Below are 18927 nucleotides of genomic sequence, written 5' to 3' on the forward strand. Positions count from 1 at the left end.
CCTTTAGTTAAGGAAAGTTATATTATTTATGTTTCTCTGGTACTGGATCAATTCCTCCTGGATGAAAGGGATGGCATTTGGCAATTCGCACAATAGCTAACCACCCACCCTTCCATACACCAAAACGGCGTATGGCTTCAATCGCATAAAAGGAACACGTAGGCGCAAATCGACAGGTTGGAGGCTTTAATGGTGAAATAAATTTCTGATAAAAGCGGATAAACCCAATCAAAAATTTCTTCATTAACATCTAACCTCTTTTTTCGTTATGTATGTCAACCGCCTTTATTGCTTTTGCTCTTTTTAAAGCATGCATTAAAGAGCCTTGTATGGAAGCAAGCGGCATCTCTTCTACCCCTGGTCTCACAATTACAATGATATCCAAATGAGGCTTGATTCGATCTTCAATCGCAGCAATCGCTTCTTTTAAGAGTCTCTTAACTTTATTGCGTGTGACAGCGTTGCCAATTTTTTTACTAGCAGAGATCCCGATTCGAAAAGTGGCTTGTCCCTGATTTTCTAATGTATAAATAACAAATTGTTTGTTAGCAGCCGATTTTCCCTTTTGAAAAACCTTCTGAAACTCTTCATTTTTTCGCAATCGATGCGAGCGATGCATTGGTGGACACCCCTACCATCAACATTATAGTGGAAAAAAAGGGCGCATTCCACTGCTTCTAGTATTACCAAGAAACAAAGGAAGAAGCCAGACAGGGCTGGCTCCTCACATATATTCTCTCACCTTTTTCTATAGAGGTACTCTTTAGTAGCATCTATAGAAAAAGGCCACTTTAAAATGTGGCCTAAGCGGAAAGCACCTTTCTACCTTTACGACGACGGGCAGCTAAAACCTTACGGCCATTTTTTGTGCTCATACGTTTGCGGAACCCGTGATCTTTCTTACGTTTACGGTTGTTAGGATTAAATGTAGGTCTCATATTGAAGTTACACCTCCGTCCTCCAAGCATTCTTTGGAATTATATAAAGAAATAATCAAAAAGTCAAGTTACTCGACTTCTAATCCCTTTTTCCAAATTAATCCCTCTACTTTTGCATTCTCTTCTTCCTACATCTGTCCTTTTTCTTTTCATCGTCTATTTTCTACTATAAATAACTATCCACAAAAGATTATTTCCCGCGCCTGTGTATATCTTTTTTATCCACAGAAAAGTTTTCTACAAATTTATCTACAGGTTGCACACAAAATATAGGGGTGTTGATAGAATAAGGCTACTATTTGTTGTGTTTGTGGATAACTATTAAAAAACCATTGATATCATGGCTTTTATTTGATATCATGTTTTTGTTTTGATCCGTTGATAAGTGAAATCAGATTTTTACTTTTCCACAGCATGTGGATAAGGTTGTGGACAGATATTCTGCATTGTGAATAAGATACTCACAGCTATGCGGATAATTGTCTTATTTTTTTCTCGAGAAGGTACGGGATTCCGTGATGACATATGATTTAGCATTTTTAATTATCCACAATGCCTGTGTAGTGCTGAAAGGAGGGATTTACTAGGTGGACGCAACGATTATTGAATTATGGCGGAAAGTTTTAGCTAAAATCGAGAAAACATTAAGCAAGCCTAGCTTCGACACCTGGTTGAAGGCGACAAAGGCAACTGCATTAGAGGAAGACTCTTTGATTGTAGTCGCTCCAAATGAATTTGCTCGTGATTGGCTCGAATCTCGCTATTCACCACTTATCATAGAAACGCTTTATGAAACGACAGGCATCCATATGAAGGTGAAGTTTGTCGTTCCCCAAAATCCCGACTTCGGTGTTACTGATGAGTTACCTATGGCGAAAGCAAAATTAGTATCTCAACCTCTAGCTGGCGATGATCAACCGCCTAGTATCTTAAATCCGAAGTATACATTCGACACATTTGTAATTGGTTCGGGGAACCGTTTTGCCCATGCAGCTTCACTAGCCGTAGCTGAAGCACCTGCGAAAGCTTACAATCCACTTTTTATTTATGGTGGTGTAGGACTTGGTAAAACGCACTTAATGCATGCGATTGGCCATTATGTCGTTCAGCATAATCCATCTGCGAAAGTGGTCTATTTATCATCTGAAAAATTTACGAATGAGTTTATTAACTCGATTCGCGATAATAAAGCGGTTGAATTCCGCAACAAATATCGTAGTGTAGATGTTTTGCTTATAGATGATATTCAATTCTTGGCTGGAAAAGAATCAACGCAGGAAGAATTTTTCCATACTTTTAACGCCCTGCATGAAGAAAGCAAACAAATCATCATTTCATCCGATCGACCGCCAAAAGAAATTCCTACTTTGGAGGATCGATTGCGTTCCCGTTTTGAATGGGGCTTGATCACAGATATTTCACCACCTGATCTGGAAACTCGAATTGCCATTCTGCGCAAGAAGGCCAAAGCCGAGAATCTGGACATTCCGAATGAGGTTATGATTTATATTGCCAATCAGATCGATAGCAACATTCGTGAGTTAGAAGGTGCTTTGATTCGCGTTGTTGCTTATTCTTCTCTGATTAATCGCGACATTGATACGCAATTGGCAGCAGAGGCCCTCAAGGATATCATTCCTTCCTCTAAGCCAAAAATCATTACAATTATTGATATTCAACGTGCAGTTGGTGAAGCTTACACGTTAAAGTTAGAGGATTTTAAAGCAAAAAAACGCACAAAATCCGTTGCTTTTCCAAGACAAATAGCCATGTATCTATCTCGTGAGCTTACTGATGCCTCACTCCCTAAAATCGGGGACGAATTTGGCGGCCGAGATCATACAACGGTTATCCATGCCCATGAAAAAATCTCGAAATCATTAGCAGTTGATCCTCAATTGCAGGCCACCATCCAAAACCTTATTGAAAAATTGAAGGCTGGCCATTAAACTATTATTCCTGTGTACATTTGTGAATAACCTAAAAAGCCTATACACAACTTATCCACATGTGTATAGGCTTTACTTTTCAGCGGTTTTTGAGGATATCCACAAATCCACAGCTCCTATTACTACTATTATTTTTTTAATATAAAAGATTACTTATTATAATATGCATGCAGCATACGGAATTATGCATAATTCTTTTGCAGAACAAATCCTTGTATACGGGGGTAAGGTATAATGAAAATTACAGTCCAACGTGACAAACTATCAACTGCTGTTTCACATGTGGCCAAAGCTGTATCAACTAGAACAACGATTCCCATTTTGACAGGTATAAAGCTAACCGCAAATGAAGAAGGCTTAACATTAACTGGCAGTGATTCAGATATTTCTATTGAGGTGCATGTTCCATTAGAAGAGGGAGAAAATTGGGGGGTTACTGTACACGAACCGGGCAGCATCGTGCTACCATCACGTATTTTTAGTGAAATTGTACGTAAATTGCCAGCCAATGAAATTGATATTAGCGTAGATGAACGTTTACTTACGTTGATTCGTTCCGGTCAAGCCGAGTTTACGATCAATGGTCTAAATGCTAATGAATATCCTCAATTACCTCAACTAGAAGAGGATAAAGTTTTTAGCATTCCAAGCGATTTATTAAAAACAATGATTCGCCAAACCTCCTTTGCGGTTGCCACTTCTGAAATGCGCCCCATCTTAACAGGGATTATGTGGACATTAGAAGAGGGAATACTAAAATTTGTAGCGACAGATAGCCACCGTTTTGCTTCTCGCAATGCGAAAGTAGAGTGTTCTGAATCCCTACGGTTCTATAATATTGTTGTACCGGGTAAAAGTTGTAATGAATTGGTAAAGATTATAGATGATGATCAAAACTTGGTTGATATCGTTGTAGCTGACAATCAAATTTTAGTAAAATCAAACCATATTTTATTCTATTCCCGACTGTTAGAGGGAACTTATCCAGATACAAATCGTATTATTCCACAGGGCTGTAAAACTGAGATTGTTTTATCAACCAAAGAATTTTTACAATCCATTGAGCGTGCTTCCCTATTAAGCCGTGAAGGAAAAACCAATGTGGTAAAATTGGTAACATTGCCGGATGGAAATGTAGAAATTTCGTCGAATGCACCAGAGATCGGAAAAGTAACGGAAACCATTCAGCCAAAACAATGCACTGGGGAGGAATTAAAAATCTCCTTCAACGCAAAGTTTATGATTGATGCACTTCGTTCCATTGACAGCTCTGAGATTGTCACTAGCTTTACTGGGGCAATGAGCCCATTTATTATTCGACCTACTGATCATGATTGGAGTCTACATCTAATCTTGCCAGTTCGTACGTATTAAGAGGTAGCCACCTTAAAGGAGTTTTCCCACATGGCAGATAAAGTTTACATTTCTACAGAATATATTACGCTTGGACAGTTTTTAAAACTAAGTTCAGTAATTGATACGGGTGGAATGGCTAAGCCTTTTTTAGCTGAGGTTCCCATTATGGTAAATGGAGAAAAAGAAAACCGCCGTGGTCGTAAGCTATATCCAGATGATCTAGTGGTTATTGAAGGGTACGGCTCTTATCAAGTGGCTGTACGCTGAGAGGAGTAAGCCCTTTGTTCTTACGTAATCTGTTTTTGACTAACTATCGAAATTACAGAGAGCTTTCACTGGATTTTACCGGACCGATTAATTTATTCGTGGGGAATAATGCGCAGGGCAAGACTAATGCATTAGAATCTATCTATGTACTTGCTCTGGCCAAATCCCACCGAACCTCCAAGGATAAAGAACTGATTAAGTGGAATGCAGATTATGCGGCGATCCGTAGTGAAGTCAATCGACGCTACGGATCTGTTCGTTTAGAGATGCAGTTGACCAATAAAGGTAAAAAGGCTAAAATCAATAGTTTAGAGCAGAAAAAATTGAGTAACTATATCGGTTCTTTAAATGTTGTGTTATTTGCGCCAGAGGATTTAGCAATCGTAAAGGGCGCTCCAGCCCAACGCAGACGCTTTCTGGACATGGAAATCGGTCAGGTTTCTCCAACATATATCTACCACTTGAGCAATTACAATAAAGTGTTGGCACAGAGAAACCAGCTGTTGAAGGACCTTGCCATGAAAAAGAGCAGTCAGACCGACCTTATGGCAATTTGGAATACACAATTAGCTGATTTAACTGTAAAATTACTAAGGAAGCGTTTTGAGTTTATTAGTAAATTAGAGCAATGGGCTCAAGAAATCCACGCTGGAATTACAGATGGTAAAGAGAAGCTGAGTTTGCATTATGTGAATAGTTCTCCTGTTACCAAAGAGATGAAAGAGGAAGAAGCTCTTCAAGCGCTGCTGGCTGCTTATGAAGAGATATTTGAACGGGAAAAGATGAGAGGTAGTACACTAATCGGACCTCATCGTGATGATTTCTCTCTTTTGGTAAACGAAATGGATGTACAATCATTTGGCTCACAAGGTCAGCAGCGAACAACGGCTTTATCTTTAAAATTAGCCGAAATTGAGCTGATTAAGCAAGAAGTTGGGGAATATCCGATTCTTTTGCTTGATGACGTCTTGTCAGAACTGGATGAGCATAGACAAACATTATTACTTGAAACGATACAAGATAAAATTCAAACGTTTGTAACGACAACAGGTGTGGAAGGATTAAAGCATCAGGTCTTACAGCAAGCAACTCGCTTTAATGTGCAAGAGGGGGCCATTTCCAAAGAAGGGTAAGGTGAAGTGTATGTTTCTGCACGTGGGAGGAGATACGGTTGTTAGTATGAAGGAGGTTATCTCTATCATTGATCATCAAACGGTTAAGCACTCGAAGATATCCCTCACATTTATGGGAGATCAGAAGAAAGAAAAACGCCTGATTGATCAGCAGTCGGAAGAGATTAAATCCTACGTAATTACGGATCGTGCTATTTACTGTTCGCCCATTTCTTCGCTTACCTTGAAAAAACGTGCGCAGTTTATACAGCACAGTGAGCTGTTTCCCCCTGTACAAACTGATAGTAAGGAGTTGACTGAGTAGTGGATGTAACAACTAAAGATCAAAACTATGATGCCAGTCAGATACAGGTACTGGAAGGTTTAGAAGCGGTACGTAAACGCCCAGGTATGTACATTGGCTCTACTAGCAGTCGAGGTCTACATCACTTGGTGTGGGAGATCGTAGACAACTCTATCGACGAATCACTGGCAGGTTATTGTACGGAAATTAACGTATTGATTCATAAAGATAATACGATCACCGTGATTGATAATGGGCGTGGCATTCCTACAGGGATTCATGAAAAAACGGGGAAATCCACAGTAGAAACGGTTCTAACCGTTCTACACGCCGGGGGTAAATTCGGCGGTGGCGGATATAAGGTTTCTGGGGGATTACACGGGGTAGGTAGCTCTGTTGTTAATGCTCTTTCAGAATGGATGACTGTTACTGTTAAACAAAACGGAAACATTTATTCCATGCGTTTTAATGTTGGTGCGCCGGAGGAAGAACTGAAAATCGTTGGTGAAACAGATACAACTGGTACCACCATTACCTTTAAACCAGATCCAACTATTTTTACGGAAACAACCGTATACGACTATGAATTGCTGCAAAAGCGGATACGTGAATTAGCTTTCCTAAATAAAGGCTTGCGGATTACGTTAGAGGATCAACGCGAGGGTCAAGAACGCCGTGATGATTTTTATTATGAGGGCGGAATTAAATCCTACGTGGAGTTTCTGAATAAAAACCGTGAAAGCCTGCATGATGAAGTGATCTACTGTGAAGGCGAAAAAGACGGATTGCAGGTAGAGGTAGCCATTCAATACAATGATAGCTATGTAAGCAATATCTATTCTTTCGCCAATAATATTAATACGCATGAGGGTGGAACACACGAGGCTGGTTTTAAAGCAGGCTTAACTCGCGTAATTAATGATTACAGCCGTAAATTTAATTTCCTGAAAGAAAAAGATCAAAACTTGTCTGGCGATGATGTACGTGAGGGAATTACAGCGATTATTTCCGTTAAGATTCCTGAACCGCAGTTTGAAGGACAAACCAAAACCAAGCTAGGGAACTCTGAAGCCCGCAGCATCACAGAATCGGTCTTTGTTGAGCGATTCCAGGAATTTATGGAACAGAACCCTGCTGTAGCCAAAAAGGTTGTAGAGAAGTCCCTGATGGCTGCTAGAGCGCGTGAAGCGGCTCGTAAGGCACGTGAGCTGACTCGCCGTAAAAATGCCTTGGAAGTAAGTGCCCTGCCGGGTAAGCTAGCGGATTGTTCCTCCAAAGATGCATCCGAGAGCGAATTGTTTATTGTAGAGGGTGACTCTGCGGGTGGTTCTGCGAAAATGGGACGCGATCGTCATTTCCAGGCGATCTTACCGTTGCGTGGTAAAGTATTGAACGTAGAGAAATCCCGACTAGATAAAATTTTAGGCAACAACGAGATTCGGACGATCATCACTGCACTTGGAACCGGTATTGGTGAGGATTTTGATATCAGCAAAGCGCGTTATCATAAAATCGTCATCATGACAGATGCCGACGTCGATGGCGCTCACATCCGTACGCTATTGTTAACCTTCTTCTATCGCTATATGCGTCAACTAATTGAAGCCGGATTTGTGTATATTGCACAGCCGCCGCTCTTTAGTATTAAGCAAGGAAAAACAATTCAATATGCCTTTAATGATCGTCAACGCGACCAAATCTTAAGCCAGCTAAAAGAGACTCCTAAGCCTAACGTTCAGCGTTACAAAGGGCTAGGGGAAATGAATGCAGAGCAATTGTGGGAAACAACAATGGACCCTTCAGTTCGTACTTTGCTACAGGTAGACCTAGAAGATGCTATTGATGCAGATATGGTCTTCCAAACTCTAATGGGTGATGAAGTAGAGCCGCGTCGTGACTTTATTGAAAGCTACTCTCGCAACGTACGCAATTTGGATATTTAAGGTGGGTCCCGTCCATATCGGAGTGAAGCACCAGAATTCAAATTCATTCAATAAGAGATAAAAAGCTTGTCCTTTACGGGGCAAGCTTTTTGTTTTGCAGGAAAAAGGAATTTGGCCCATCTCTATGTGCTTTTGTACGTATTGGTTAAGCTTCCCCTTTTCCCGATTATTTACCCCTGAAGCTAGTGCCGTCATTATTTGATACGATTTTAGAGCACCTCCTCCATCAGCTTCCTTAGCTTAGCTTCCGTCGTGGACTGCGGCACAGGAGTGTAAATACTACAGCGTAAGTCCCCGCTTCCCTGAACCTGCAAGGAGGTGAGATGGAATAACATCTTTCCCGCTTTAGCATGTCTAAATTCAATGTAAACCTCCGGCGCAGAGCTGACCTCGCTCTGTTCCCACAACCGCTGAAAATCAGGATGGACGGTTTTCATTTTCTCTACGAATTGACTATACCATTCATCCTCTACGTATTGCCCATAAGAGGCCCGGAAAATGGATAAAAAGCCACTAGCGAAATGCTCCCAATTAACAGCTAAACGCTGCAATTCCTTTCTAGTAAATATCAGGCCTAGTAAGTTACGCTCCTCGTAGGGAATCTGGTTAAAATCCAAAAATACATGGGAAGCCGCTGCATTCCAGCCCAAAATATGACTTCTGCTGTTCGAGACGATCGTGGGGCAAAAACGCAGCTCTTGTAAAATTTTTTGCAAAGAAGGCGGAATTTCCGTTATTTCCCCCGTATTTTTTGAGATAACAGGCCCAGCTCCAAGTGCTAATGAATGTAGGTATTTCTGCTCATCCACCGTTAGCTGCAAGGCAGTAGCGATAGCATCGACTACTGATTTGGAAACGGTGATGTCGCGTCCTTGCTCCAGCCAGGTGTACCAGGTGGTGCTGACACCAGCTAGCTGGGCGACTTCTTCTCTGCGTAATCCTGGCGTTCTTCTGCGGACACCTGCTACGAGGCCAACCGACTCGGGCGTAATCTTTGCTCTTTGATTTTTTAAAAAGGTAGAAAGTGCCTGAAGTCGGGCATTTTTATTCATTCTATGATTCCTCCTTACTGCTTATACTGGTACTAATTATACTAGGATAAATAACAACTTGTAATAGGATATAGGCTTTGCCAAGATAGAGATAAGAAGAAATTAAAACATTTCCAAATATCTAAGTAAAGGAGAATGCCTATGGAAAGGGTAGTAATTACTGGTATGGGTGTTGTATCACCAATGGGAAATGATGTAGAGAGCTTTTGGAGTAATTTGGTACAAGGTACATCCGGAATTTCATATATAGATACATTTGATACTAGCAAGTATAAAACCAAGTTTGCTGGGGTAGTTAAGGACTTTGATGCAGATGCCATTTTTGGACATAAAGAGGCACGCCGCATGGATCGTTTCAGTCAGTTTGCTTTGGCAGCTGCTGAGCAGGCTCTAATAGATTCTGGTCTTGTACTTGATGAAATTGATTTAGAGCGTTTAGGCGTCTATGTTGGCTCTGGCATTGGCGGCATTCAAACCATGATGGGACAAGAGCAAGTACGAAAGGAGAGAGGTCCAGATCGTGTGAGTCCATTGTTAGTTCCCATGATGATTGCTAATATGGCGTCTTCTATGATTAGCATTAAATATGGAGCGATGGGGCCAAGTATGTCTCCAGTAACAGCTTGTTCAATCGGAAATACAGCTATTGGCGAAGCGATGCGCCTGATCAAATATGGCGGTGCTGATGTAGTTTTTGCGGGAGGTACAGAAGCGGCTATTACAGAATTGGCTGTCGCTAGTTTTGGAAATGCAACAGCACTATCTACCCGAAATGATCAGCCAGAATTGGCAAGCAGACCATTTGATGCTGATCGTGATGGCTTTGTTATGGCTGAAGGGGCAGGTATCCTGATTCTTGAATCCTTAACGCATGCACAAAAAAGAAATGCTCGTATTTATGCTGAGGTGCTGGGCTACGGTGCTAGTTCGGACGCGTATCATATTGTAGCTACTCATCCAGAAGGAAAAGGTGCCTATCAGGCTATGAACCTAGCTTTACAAGAGGCTGGAGTACAACCGGAGCAGGTCGATGTGATTAGTGCCCATGCTACCAGTACCGAGGTTGGGGATCGATCAGAAACAGCTGCAATCAAACGGCTTTTTGGAGAAAAAGCATACCAAATTCCTGTGACAGCAAATAAATCCATGACCGGACACATGTTAGGGGCAGCCAGTGCTGTTGAGGCTATCGCATTGGTAAAGACTCTGCAAGAAGGAATTATTCCGCCTACCATTAATCAGGATAACCAAGACCCGATTTGTGACTTGGACTATGTTCCTAATAAAGCTCGGAAGGCAGAAATGAGAATAGGAATGTCCAATTCCTTTGGATTTGGTGGACATAATGCAGTTATTGTCCTTCAAGCTTGGGATTCTAACCAGTCCTAGACGACTATCTTGCCTTAATGGATTATTAGTATCTTTTTTATTGAAATGAGGCTAATTCTGTTAATCCAAGACGCAACTATCGGAAGAAAACCCTCTCATGCTATAATTTATGTAAAGAAAAACGAAAATAAAATCAGGATAAGATTTATTTCTGTTAAAAGTAGAGAGGTGGATACATTGAAACGTTTTTTTTCAGGGGTGCAACCATCTGGTAACCTAACAATAGGTAACTATTTAGGTGCAATTAAGCAATTTGTAGAATTACAGCATGAGCCAGATGCGGAAGCCTTTTATTGCGTAGTAGATATGCATGCGATTACAGTTGCTCAGGATCCAGAAGAGCTGCGCAGACGTACGCGTGAAATTGCTCAAATCTATCTAGCATGCGGCGTTGATCCTAAGAAAGCTACTGTATTTATTCAGTCACATGTAAAGGAACACGCTGAGCTTGGCTGGTTATTGCAATGTGCCAGCTACATGGGCGAACTAAATCGCATGACACAATTTAAGGATAAAGCAGAAGGAAAAGCGAACGTCAATGTTGGTCTGTTTACGTATCCAGTCTTAATGGCTGCTGACATCTTATTGTATGATACGACCCACGTGCCTGTAGGGAACGACCAAAAGCAACATATTGAGTTAACTCGCGATATTGCAGAACGATTTAATAATAAATATGGTGAGACTTTTGTCATTCCAGAGCCAAAAATCCAGGAATTTGGGGCACGCATCATGGCTCTCGACGAACCGACGAAAAAAATGTCCAAATCAGCAGAGAGTGAAGCGAGTCGCATTGCGATTTTGGAAACCCCAGAGGTATTTAAGAAAAAGATTATGCGAGCAGTAACTGATACCGAGAATTCCATTGCTTTTGATGAAACAAACAAGCCTGGTATCTCTAATTTGCTAACAATCTATAGTATGTTCGCTGATGAATCTATTGAATCGCTAGTAGAACGTTATCAGGGGCAAGGATACGGTACTTTGAAAAAAGACCTAGTAGAAGTTGTAACCGAGCAGCTTAGTAAGATTCAGCAACGTTTTAATGAGTATAACGACGTAGCAGAGCTGGACAAAATTCTGCGAGCCGGTTCTGAAAAAGCAAGTGTGATTGCAGAACAGACGTGCAATCGTGTAAAGGATGCAATGGGATTATTGCGTATATAAGCTGAAAATACAGGAGAAGAGCCATTACTCTTAATTGGGAATGGCTCTTTTTCATGTTTGTCGAAGCATGATATTTCGTGAAAGCTTGGAGGAGGCAAAGTAAGTTTCACGTGAAACAATTTAATTAAAACTAAACAAAAGCAATAAAAAGCGCAATTTATCCGAGTCCTCGACGACATTCGATTTTCCCTGTGTGAATAGGATTGATCCCTTACAAAAATGTAAGATTGATGAAAGCTAAACCGATGGGAATAAAACCTGGTGTTTTATAAAATAAACCTATGATCACGAAGCAATAATTTGCATTCACCTATGAGCTTATGAAAGGAAGCGAGGGTGAGACATGATGGGACAAGAACACAGAAAGAGAAGAATGGGTCTTATATCCATTATTTTTTTAGTTGTACTTGCTACAATCATTGGTTCAGGGGCCAGCTTTTATAAGTATCAGACTTTGAAATACAACGTGCCTTACGAAAAAGAGATATTAGCCTATTCCAAACAATACGGGACTGATCCAGCATTGCTAGCTGCTTTAATCTCTTACGAAACAAATTTTAAAAATAAAGAATACCGGCCAAACCAGTTAAATGGATTGATTCTTTTGAAAGATACTACGGCTCAGGTATTCGCTGAGATTATGGATTGGAAAGGATTCACACCAGATATGCTGGCCAACCCTGATCATGCGATCCATATGGGGGCTTTTATGATAAGCCATTGGGAGAAGGCAGGTAAAACACAGAAAGAGATTATTCGTGCTTTTTTATTACGAAACAAAGATGGTCAGTTTAAACAGGATAGAACATTTCAAACAGCATATGAAGCGATTCAGAAAAAGTATGAGCAATACCAACGACTATTCACATAATCAATTGGAAAGGGACGATACGACATGCAAAAAGTGTTGCAAGTAAAGAATGCTTCCAAAATATACGGAGGAAAGACAAATAGCTATACAGCATTAGACCATGTTAGTTTCGACGTACAGCAGGGTGAATTTGTTGGAATCATGGGACCGTCAGGCGCAGGTAAAACTACGTTGCTTAATATTATTTCGACGATTGATTCACCTACATCTGGGGAGATCCTGATTGATGGAAGTGACGTTGTCAAAATGAAGGAAGACAAATTGGCAATGTTCCGTCGTACGAAGCTAGGCTTTATTTTTCAAGACTACAATCTGCTAGACTCGTTAACAGTACGTGAGAATATAGCACTGCCATTAGCCCTGACAAAGGTGAAGGCAAAGGAAATTGATAAACGCGTAGAGGATATTGCTAAAAGATTTGGTATTGAACACATTTTAGAGCAGTATCCCTACCAGATTTCCGGGGGACAAAAACAGCGTTGTGCAGCTTCTAGGGCGATTGTCACTAATCCAAGTCTGATTTTTGGAGACGAACCTACCGGTGCTCTTGATTCCAAATCCTCGGCTGACCTGTTGCAATGCTTACAGACATTAAATCAAGAGGAACAAGCGACGATTTTAATGGTTACTCATGATGCAAATGCTGGAAGCTACTGTGAACGTATTTTGTTTATTACAGACGGAAAAATTTCAATGGAATTAAAAAAAGGTTCACAAACTCGAAAAGAGTTCTTCCAACGCATTATGGATGTGCTGGCTGAGCTTGGGGGTGATATGAGTGACGCTATTTAATCTCGTTTTACGCAATATGAGACGAAACATGAAAAGCTATCTGATCTATTTCGTCTCTATGATCTTTAGTATTGTTATTTACTATACGTTTATGTCCTTGCAATTTAATACGCAAATTGCTGAAGTAAGCGGCGGAGATCCATATGTAAAAAAAGCGTTTGAATTTTCTAGTGGTTTGCTCTTATTGTTTGTCGCTATATTTATGGTGTATTCAAACAGCTTTTTTACTCGCAAACGGAAAAAGGAAGTCGGTCTTTATTCATTACTAGGGGTTAGAAAAAGACAGGTTGGAATGATGCTCTTTTTTGAGAACCTTTTCCTAGGAATCGGAGCTTTAATCTTAGGAATTATTTTGGGTGGTTTTTTATCGAAAGCCTTCTTGTCCTTACTGGTTTATCTCATGAATATTGATATGCAGGTAAACTTCGAAATTCCGTTAGAGGCGATCAAGCAAACAGCTACCGTGTTTTTTGTCCTGATTCTCTTTACGTCGCTACAGGGATATATATTAATTTACCGTTTTAAATTAATAGAGCTATTCCGTGCTGAACAGGAAGGCGAAACAGTTCCAAAAGGTTCAGTAATTCTAGCACTCTTCTCTGTATTTCTGATTGGTTCTGCCTATTTTCTAGCGGCTAACTTCATGAATTACTTTGATGTTTTAGTAGCTTTTTATATCATTGGTGGTACTGTGCTAGGAACTTATATCTTGTTCCATTACTTCATGATCTTTTACTTTAAACGGGCACGTAAAAACAAGCGTTCCTTCTACAATGGATTAAACATGGTAAGTAAAGGTCAATTGTTATATCGGATTAAAGGAAATGCCACTGCGCTTGCTACGATTACTGTGGTAAGTACGATTACGATCTGTGCAGTTGGTACGGCAGCGACTTTCTACTTCAACGTCAATGATGTAACGGCACAGGGTAATCCGTATAGTTATTCCTATCATAAGGACGGTAAGGAGTGGAATAACGAAGTAGAAAAAACCTTCGCAAATGCTAAGGATAAGAACCCAATCCAATTGGAAACAGAAGTGCCTTATATCGTTGTAAAGACACAGGATGAGAAGAAAGCAGGCTTCCCCCTACAATATTTCACCTCCGAGGGAATGTATTTATTAAGTCAATCGAAATATAATGAATTGGCTAAAGCTATGAATCGGGAGTCTGTAGAGGTTAAACCCGGTGAAATGGTAATGTTGGACGGTTTTTATGACAAAATATTCCAAAGTGATATCCTTAACAAGCACGTGTCTTACAAGCTGGGAGATCAAGTAAAAACCTTGACATTAGTAGATGCTAAGAAAGTGGCAGTAAGCAATTTAAGGAAAACGACCTTTGTAGTATCTGACGCTGACTATCAAGCAGCTCAAGAGTTTGGAAAGCCTTACTTGATTAAAAACATAAATGTTGAAAATCAGTATAAAGCAAGCGAGTTGTCTGCAAAACTGCATAAAGTGATGCCGGAACGCGAGGAGCTAAAGGATTTTTATACCCAATATCAAGCTATGATGGAAACAACAGGGGTTATGGTTTTTATTGGTGGATTCATTGGGTTAGTCTTCATGCTCGCGACAGGCTCAATCATTTATTTCAAACAACTTACAGAAGCTCATAACGATAAGAAGTACTATACAATTCTACACAAGATTGGTGCTACGAAACGCGAGAGCAAAGAGGCCATTAGCAAACAGATAGCTTTTATTTTTGGAGGGCCGCTTCTGTTGGGAATCAGTCATAGCTTGTTTGCACTTAATACGATGTCGGCAATGTTTAGAATGAACATTTTGACGCCTGTATTGGTGAGCATGGGAGTGTATCTGGTTATCTATGTTGGATACTACTTTATGACTGTTCGTTCCTACAGTAATATTGTCTTGGATCACAATAATTCGTAACAATAAGCTGTATTTAATGTGAAAAGCAGAACTTCAGGAGGATGATCCTGAGGTTCTGCTTTTTTTACTAGTATGCTGGATATGACAATGCTGCGTATTACCTTTGAGCCGTGAATAAAAAAATTTCATAGGTAGCCGGTATCCCTTGGTCCTGCTGAAAGGTATCTTTGTAATAATTCATCATCGGTAATAGAAATCGTCTGTCTCCTAAGCCATGCGCAGGGGAAGAAACAGTGGCTCCTATTTCTTTAATAGAACGTAAAAAATCAAGAACGGTTGAGTAATAAAGAGTAATGGGATAAGCGCGGACCTTTATATTTTGAAAACCAGCGTTCTTTAAAAAGGAAGTCCATGTGGAACAACTTTCAAAACGAAGAATATGCCGGCGAGCTTTTTCTCCCAGATTAGCATACGTCGCATTATAGGAATCGCGTAGCTCATGAAAAGTAAGAGGACCAAAGGTTGAGAATAACAGATGGCCCTCAGGCTGCAAAATTCTGTGCAAGAAAGAGAGGGTTTTTTGCGGATAGTGGAGCCACTGAAAGCAAGCATTTGAGAGAATCAGGTCATGGCTTGATTCAGGTGCAGTCTTAGCCCACTCTTCAATATCAGCACAGATGAATCGAAGAGCTGCTGTTGGAATCATGAGTGGCTGGTTGTCTCGAACGGCTTGCTCTGTTTGCCTGAGCATTTTATCGGCCAGATCCAGAGCAGTATAGCTTTGTAATGAGCGGGGGCGAGTCAGTATTTTCTGAGTGAGATACCCTGTTCCACAACCAATCTCAAGTGCTCGACAGAAGGAAAATTCACTTTCCAACGATTGAAGGAGCTGATCGGCCATCTGCTTTTGCACAATTGCATGCTGATCATAGGAGCTGGCTTTTCGATTAAATCGTTGTTGGATGTGCAGTTTATTTGGCACGAATAAACCTCCTTATTTCGTTACTTAGATCAGAGGAATCTGCTGCAAATGGATAATGACCTTGGCAGTCAGGGGAAAGAGTTGTAGCGTTTGGTAAAGACTCTGCTATCTCCAGCCCCGCTGCATAGGGAATAACGGGGTCATACAAGGAATGGAAGAGTAGACAAGGACAATGTATGTCAGCTAGGATTGGACGGCAGTCTTCTGAGAGTAAAATTTCCAGCCCGGCTAACAAAGCTTCCTCTGTCCAATTACATTGCTGAAGCAAGATACGGCTTTTTTCATGGGCAAGCCCTTTCTCTGATGGGGGAAACATGCTTTGATAAAAGCGTTCTAGCACCTCGTGCCGATTCTTTCTAACCAATCGTTTCATACGAACAAGAGTGGTCGCTGGCCAGCCTAGCTGATTCTCTGTTTGATCACGGACAAAACGCGCTGTTGTATTTATGAGGACAAGTCTTTGGACAGGGAAGGCAGCAGCTAGATGCTGTGCTAACATTCCGCCCAATGACCAGCCAACAATTGAGACAGAAGAAGAGAGCTTTCGCTGATTTTCAAAATAGGCTTCTTCCACTGTTTGATAAAAAGAAGAGGGAGAGTCCGATTGAGAGAAATCGACGGAAACATGGTGATACTCGGGTAAGCTTTGTTGCCAGCTATCCCAGATGAAAGACGGCATTCCCCAACCTGGTACCCAAAGAATCGTTTCATTGGTTCTCATGTAATCACTCCAAGTTCTATTGCTGTCCGAATGATTTTGTGCGTTGCCCGAGCTAAATCTTCATCTGAATGCGTTGCCATTAGAGAAAAACGGATGCGTGCTGAATTTTCAGGAACAGTAGGAGGACGTATTGCTACAGCTAAAATTCCCTCTTGCTCTAAACGTTTGCTGTATTGAATGGCTGTCTGATTATCGCCAAGCAGCAGAGGCACAATGGGGGAATCTCCAGCAGGGACAAGCAACCCAGCCTGTTGCAGCTTCATGCGGAATTGTTTGCTCTTTCTGTAAAGCTCCTTTCTGCGCCAATCCTCTTGTTGAACAATGGCAACAGATTGGCCAATCGCTGAGATTAGAGCAGGTGGTAGCGAGGTTGAATAAATGAGCGGACGGCAGGTATGTACCAGGTAATCAATAACGACTTGATCAGCACATACATATGCCCCATATAAACCAAGGGCTTTGCTGCATGTTCCCATCAGGATATCTACCTCTTGATGAACACCGTATTGATGACATAAACCAGCACCTGATTTTCCATAAACTCCGCCTGCATGTGCTTCATCGACCATTAAAAATACACCGTGATCATGCTTGATTCTTACCAGCTCTTCTACATCAGCCTTATCGCCATCCATCGAAAAGACGGTATCAGTAACAATTAAATTTCGTCGGTGGTTTCCCTTATGTTTTCGCAGAAGATACTGCAGGTGCTCGTAATCGTTATGACGGTAACGATAATGGGCGGCCCGGCTTAAAAGAGTGCCATCTACTATGCTGGCATGGTTAAGACGATCGCTATAAACAGCTCCATGACGATCGAGCAGCGCAGTGATACAGCCCAAATTAGCCATGTAGCCATTTGCAAATAACAGGCTTGCCTCCCGTTCCTTCCAGCGGCTGATCATTTTCTCCGTTTGGTCATAACATGAAAAGTTGCCAACCACCAAACGGGATGAGGTGCCTCCTGCTCCAAAGGATTGTGATGTCATTTCCCATGAATGTAGCACCCGAGGATCGTATGATAATCCTAAGTAATTGTTAGAAGAGAGGTTCAGTAATTTTTGGCCGTTTGCTGCAATCCATGTCCCTTGGCTTTTTGCCACATATTCGGTTTGACGAAGACTGCGTGTAAGCCCCATACGATGCAATTCATCTAATTCATGCCGCAACTGAGGATATTTATCCATGTATGTGGTCATTAGCAAATGCATTTTCTTCAATTTCAAAGCCCATGTCTGCTATCATTTGATGGTCGGCATGTATCGATTGACCAGCAGTGGTTAAATAATCACCAACAAATACAGAATTAGCGGCGTATAATGCTAGAGGCTGCAGGTGGCCAAGGTTTAGCTCCCGCCCGCCCGCGATCCGAACTTCTTTGGCCGGACAAATAAAACGGAACAAGGCGATTACTTTCAGACAAAAACGTGGTGTATTTCGTTGCATATGAGCTAATGGAGTTCCCAGTATCGGATTTAAAAAGTTAATCGGAATAGAATCAGCATTGATGGCCCGCAGAGTATAAGCCATCTCTACAATTTCCTCCAGTGTTTCTCCCATCCCGATGATGACTCCAGAGCAAGGAGACATTCCGGCTGTTTTTGCATGTTTGATTGTTTCAGTCCGTTGATCGTAGGTATGAGTAGTAGTGATGGAGGCATAATTCTCTTTGCTTGTATTAATGTTGTGGTTGTAGCGATCTACCCCAGCGGCCGCTAAACGACTCGCTTGTTCTGATGTTAACAATCCTAAACAGGCACAAATTTTTAATGATGAGGTTTGTTTAATCTCGGTTACTGCATCGATTACTTGTTGTAATTCTCTCTCGGTTGGTCCACGACCAGAGGCTACGATACAATAGGTTCCCGCTTTTCGCGTGATCGCTTCCTGTGCCCCTTTTAACAGAGTTTCTTTGTCTAACATTGTGTACTTTTCAATAGGTGCTGACGAACGGCTTGATTGAGAGCAATACCCGCAATCCTCCCGACAATGACCGCTTTTCGCATTCATGATCATGTTTAACTTCACTCGTTTGGCAAAGAAACGATAGCGTACCTGGTAGGCGGCTTGCAGGATAGGTAATAATTCATCGTCGGTCGCTTGTAAAACTTTTAGAGCTTCTTCCTTGGTGAGAAGCTCGCCAGCTATAGATTTTTGAGCCAAAATAGACCAATCATATGCAGAGCGAATAGCTGATGTACTCATAGCACAAATCCCCCTTAAGAGTATTACTTCATCATT

At 41.3% G+C, this 18927-nt stretch carries 19 protein-coding genes; 11 read left to right on the forward strand and 8 right to left on the reverse strand.

Features of this window, described 5'->3' with window-relative positions; all coding sequences use genetic code 11:
- Positions 1-22 precede the first annotated feature (22 nt).
- The 3 genes from yidD to rpmH form a co-directional block, all read right to left on the reverse strand.
- On the reverse strand, positions 23-244 hold the full coding sequence (gene yidD, locus QZ995_RS05405) for a membrane protein insertion efficiency factor YidD (RefSeq protein ID WP_004432969.1): 222 nt from the start codon (positions 242-244) through the stop codon (positions 23-25).
- A gap of 6 nt (positions 245-250) precedes the next feature.
- Positions 251-619: a ribonuclease P protein component gene (gene rnpA / locus QZ995_RS05410; protein WP_301804020.1), complete on the reverse strand. Its 369-nt coding sequence runs from the start codon at positions 617-619 to the stop codon at positions 251-253.
- A gap of 184 nt (positions 620-803) precedes the next feature.
- Complete coding sequence (gene rpmH / locus QZ995_RS05415) at positions 804-938, reverse strand: 50S ribosomal protein L34 (protein ID WP_003333985.1); 135 nt, start codon at positions 936-938, stop codon at positions 804-806.
- A gap of 587 nt (positions 939-1525) precedes the next feature.
- Between rpmH and dnaA the strand changes: the two genes are divergently transcribed.
- From dnaA to gyrB, 6 genes are all read left to right on the forward strand, one after another.
- Complete coding sequence (gene dnaA, locus QZ995_RS05420) at positions 1526-2887, forward strand: chromosomal replication initiator protein DnaA (RefSeq protein ID WP_301804025.1); 1362 nt, start codon at positions 1526-1528, stop codon at positions 2885-2887.
- Between the two features lie 234 nt (positions 2888-3121).
- Positions 3122-4261: a DNA polymerase III subunit beta gene (gene dnaN / locus QZ995_RS05425; RefSeq protein ID WP_301804027.1), complete on the forward strand. Its 1140-nt coding sequence runs from the start codon at positions 3122-3124 to the stop codon at positions 4259-4261.
- Positions 4262-4291: 30 nt separating this feature from the next.
- Complete coding sequence (gene yaaA, locus QZ995_RS05430; protein WP_003333982.1) at positions 4292-4510, forward strand: S4 domain-containing protein YaaA; 219 nt, start codon at positions 4292-4294, stop codon at positions 4508-4510.
- Positions 4511-4524: 14 nt separating this feature from the next.
- A complete protein-coding gene (recF, locus tag QZ995_RS05435) occupies positions 4525-5643 on the forward strand; it encodes a DNA replication/repair protein RecF (RefSeq protein WP_301804030.1) in 1119 nt (372 codons plus the stop codon).
- 10 nt (positions 5644-5653) lie between these two features.
- Positions 5654-5947, forward strand: coding sequence for an extracellular matrix regulator RemB (gene remB, locus QZ995_RS05440; RefSeq protein WP_301804032.1), 294 nt, complete (start codon positions 5654-5656; stop codon positions 5945-5947).
- Complete coding sequence (gene gyrB, locus QZ995_RS05445) at positions 5947-7869, forward strand: DNA topoisomerase (ATP-hydrolyzing) subunit B (RefSeq protein WP_301804033.1); 1923 nt, start codon at positions 5947-5949, stop codon at positions 7867-7869. Before remB ends, gyrB begins: the two co-directional genes overlap by 1 nt.
- Before the next feature lie 209 nt (positions 7870-8078).
- Here the strand turns inward: gyrB and QZ995_RS05450 are convergent, their stop codons facing one another.
- Positions 8079-8921 (reverse strand): helix-turn-helix transcriptional regulator, encoded by an 843-nt coding sequence (locus tag QZ995_RS05450; RefSeq protein ID WP_301804034.1) that lies wholly within the window; start codon positions 8919-8921, stop codon positions 8079-8081.
- Positions 8922-9062: 141 nt separating this feature from the next.
- Between QZ995_RS05450 and fabF the strand changes: the two genes are divergently transcribed.
- The 5 genes from fabF to QZ995_RS05475 all read left to right on the forward strand — a co-directional run bounded on the left by fabF (position 9063) and on the right by QZ995_RS05475 (position 15043).
- The gene (gene fabF, locus QZ995_RS05455) at positions 9063-10310 is read left to right on the forward strand and encodes a beta-ketoacyl-ACP synthase II (RefSeq protein WP_301804036.1); all 1248 of its coding nucleotides are present in this window, start codon (positions 9063-9065) and stop codon (positions 10308-10310) included.
- Between the two features lie 177 nt (positions 10311-10487).
- Positions 10488-11477, forward strand: a complete 990-nt coding sequence (trpS, locus tag QZ995_RS05460; RefSeq protein ID WP_301804039.1) for a tryptophan--tRNA ligase — start codon at positions 10488-10490, stop codon at positions 11475-11477.
- A gap of 343 nt (positions 11478-11820) precedes the next feature.
- Positions 11821-12348 (forward strand): transglycosylase SLT domain-containing protein, encoded by a 528-nt coding sequence (locus tag QZ995_RS05465; RefSeq protein WP_301804041.1) that lies wholly within the window; start codon positions 11821-11823, stop codon positions 12346-12348.
- 24 nt (positions 12349-12372) lie between these two features.
- Positions 12373-13140, forward strand: a complete 768-nt coding sequence (locus tag QZ995_RS05470) for an ABC transporter ATP-binding protein (protein ID WP_301804042.1) — start codon at positions 12373-12375, stop codon at positions 13138-13140.
- A complete protein-coding gene (locus QZ995_RS05475) occupies positions 13127-15043 on the forward strand; it encodes an FtsX-like permease family protein (protein WP_301804045.1) in 1917 nt (638 codons plus the stop codon). Before QZ995_RS05470 ends, QZ995_RS05475 begins: the two co-directional genes overlap by 14 nt.
- Positions 15044-15140: 97 nt before the next feature.
- Here QZ995_RS05475 and bioC read toward each other — a convergent pair whose 3' ends face one another.
- Genes bioC through bioB form a run of 4 tightly spaced genes read right to left on the reverse strand, consistent with a single transcriptional unit; the run spans position 15141 to position 18891 of the window.
- Positions 15141-15965 (reverse strand): malonyl-ACP O-methyltransferase BioC, encoded by an 825-nt coding sequence (gene bioC, locus QZ995_RS05480; protein ID WP_301804048.1) that lies wholly within the window; start codon positions 15963-15965, stop codon positions 15141-15143.
- On the reverse strand, positions 15955-16686 hold the full coding sequence (locus QZ995_RS05485; RefSeq protein ID WP_301804051.1) for an alpha/beta fold hydrolase: 732 nt from the start codon (positions 16684-16686) through the stop codon (positions 15955-15957). The genes bioC and QZ995_RS05485 overlap by 11 nt, the downstream gene beginning before the upstream one ends.
- Positions 16683-17897 carry an 8-amino-7-oxononanoate synthase gene (gene bioF / locus QZ995_RS05490; protein ID WP_437124720.1) on the reverse strand — a complete coding sequence of 405 codons (1215 nt, stop codon included), beginning with the start codon at positions 17895-17897 and terminating at the stop codon, positions 16683-16685. Before bioF ends, QZ995_RS05485 begins: the two co-directional genes overlap by 4 nt.
- A complete protein-coding gene (gene bioB, locus QZ995_RS05495) occupies positions 17866-18891 on the reverse strand; it encodes a biotin synthase BioB (protein ID WP_301804053.1) in 1026 nt (341 codons plus the stop codon). The genes bioF and bioB overlap by 32 nt, the downstream gene beginning before the upstream one ends.
- Positions 18892-18927: the final 36 nt, after the last annotated feature.

Origin of the sequence: Brevibacillus laterosporus (assembly GCF_030489605.1) — a bacterium.
In the GTDB taxonomy this organism is placed as follows: Bacteria; Bacillota; Bacilli; order Brevibacillales; family Brevibacillaceae; genus Brevibacillus_B; species Brevibacillus_B laterosporus_E.

Excerpts from the sequence above, each read along its gene's own strand:
- yidD (WP_004432969.1), bottom strand. The coding sequence starts at position 244 with ATGAAGAAATTTTTGATTGGGTTTATCCGCTTTTATCAGAAATTTATT.
- rnpA (WP_301804020.1), bottom strand. The coding sequence starts at position 619 with ATGCATCGCTCGCATCGATTGCGAAAAAATGAAGAGTTTCAGAAGGTT.
- rpmH (WP_003333985.1), bottom strand. The coding sequence starts at position 938 with ATGAGACCTACATTTAATCCTAACAACCGTAAACGTAAGAAAGATCAC.
- dnaN (WP_301804027.1), top strand. The coding sequence starts at position 3,122 with ATGAAAATTACAGTCCAACGTGACAAACTATCAACTGCTGTTTCACAT.
- yaaA (WP_003333982.1), top strand. The coding sequence starts at position 4,292 with ATGGCAGATAAAGTTTACATTTCTACAGAATATATTACGCTTGGACAG.
- remB (WP_301804032.1), top strand. The coding sequence starts at position 5,654 with ATGTTTCTGCACGTGGGAGGAGATACGGTTGTTAGTATGAAGGAGGTT.
- QZ995_RS05450 (WP_301804034.1), bottom strand. The coding sequence starts at position 8,921 with ATGAATAAAAATGCCCGACTTCAGGCACTTTCTACCTTTTTAAAAAAT.
- fabF (WP_301804036.1), top strand. The coding sequence starts at position 9,063 with ATGGAAAGGGTAGTAATTACTGGTATGGGTGTTGTATCACCAATGGGA.
- QZ995_RS05465 (WP_301804041.1), top strand. The coding sequence starts at position 11,821 with ATGATGGGACAAGAACACAGAAAGAGAAGAATGGGTCTTATATCCATT.
- QZ995_RS05470 (WP_301804042.1), top strand. The coding sequence starts at position 12,373 with ATGCAAAAAGTGTTGCAAGTAAAGAATGCTTCCAAAATATACGGAGGA.
- QZ995_RS05485 (WP_301804051.1), bottom strand. The coding sequence starts at position 16,686 with ATGAGAACCAATGAAACGATTCTTTGGGTACCAGGTTGGGGAATGCCG.
- bioF (WP_437124720.1), bottom strand. The coding sequence starts at position 17,897 with ATGCATTTGCTAATGACCACATACATGGATAAATATCCTCAGTTGCGG.
- bioB (WP_301804053.1), bottom strand. The coding sequence starts at position 18,891 with ATGAGTACATCAGCTATTCGCTCTGCATATGATTGGTCTATTTTGGCT.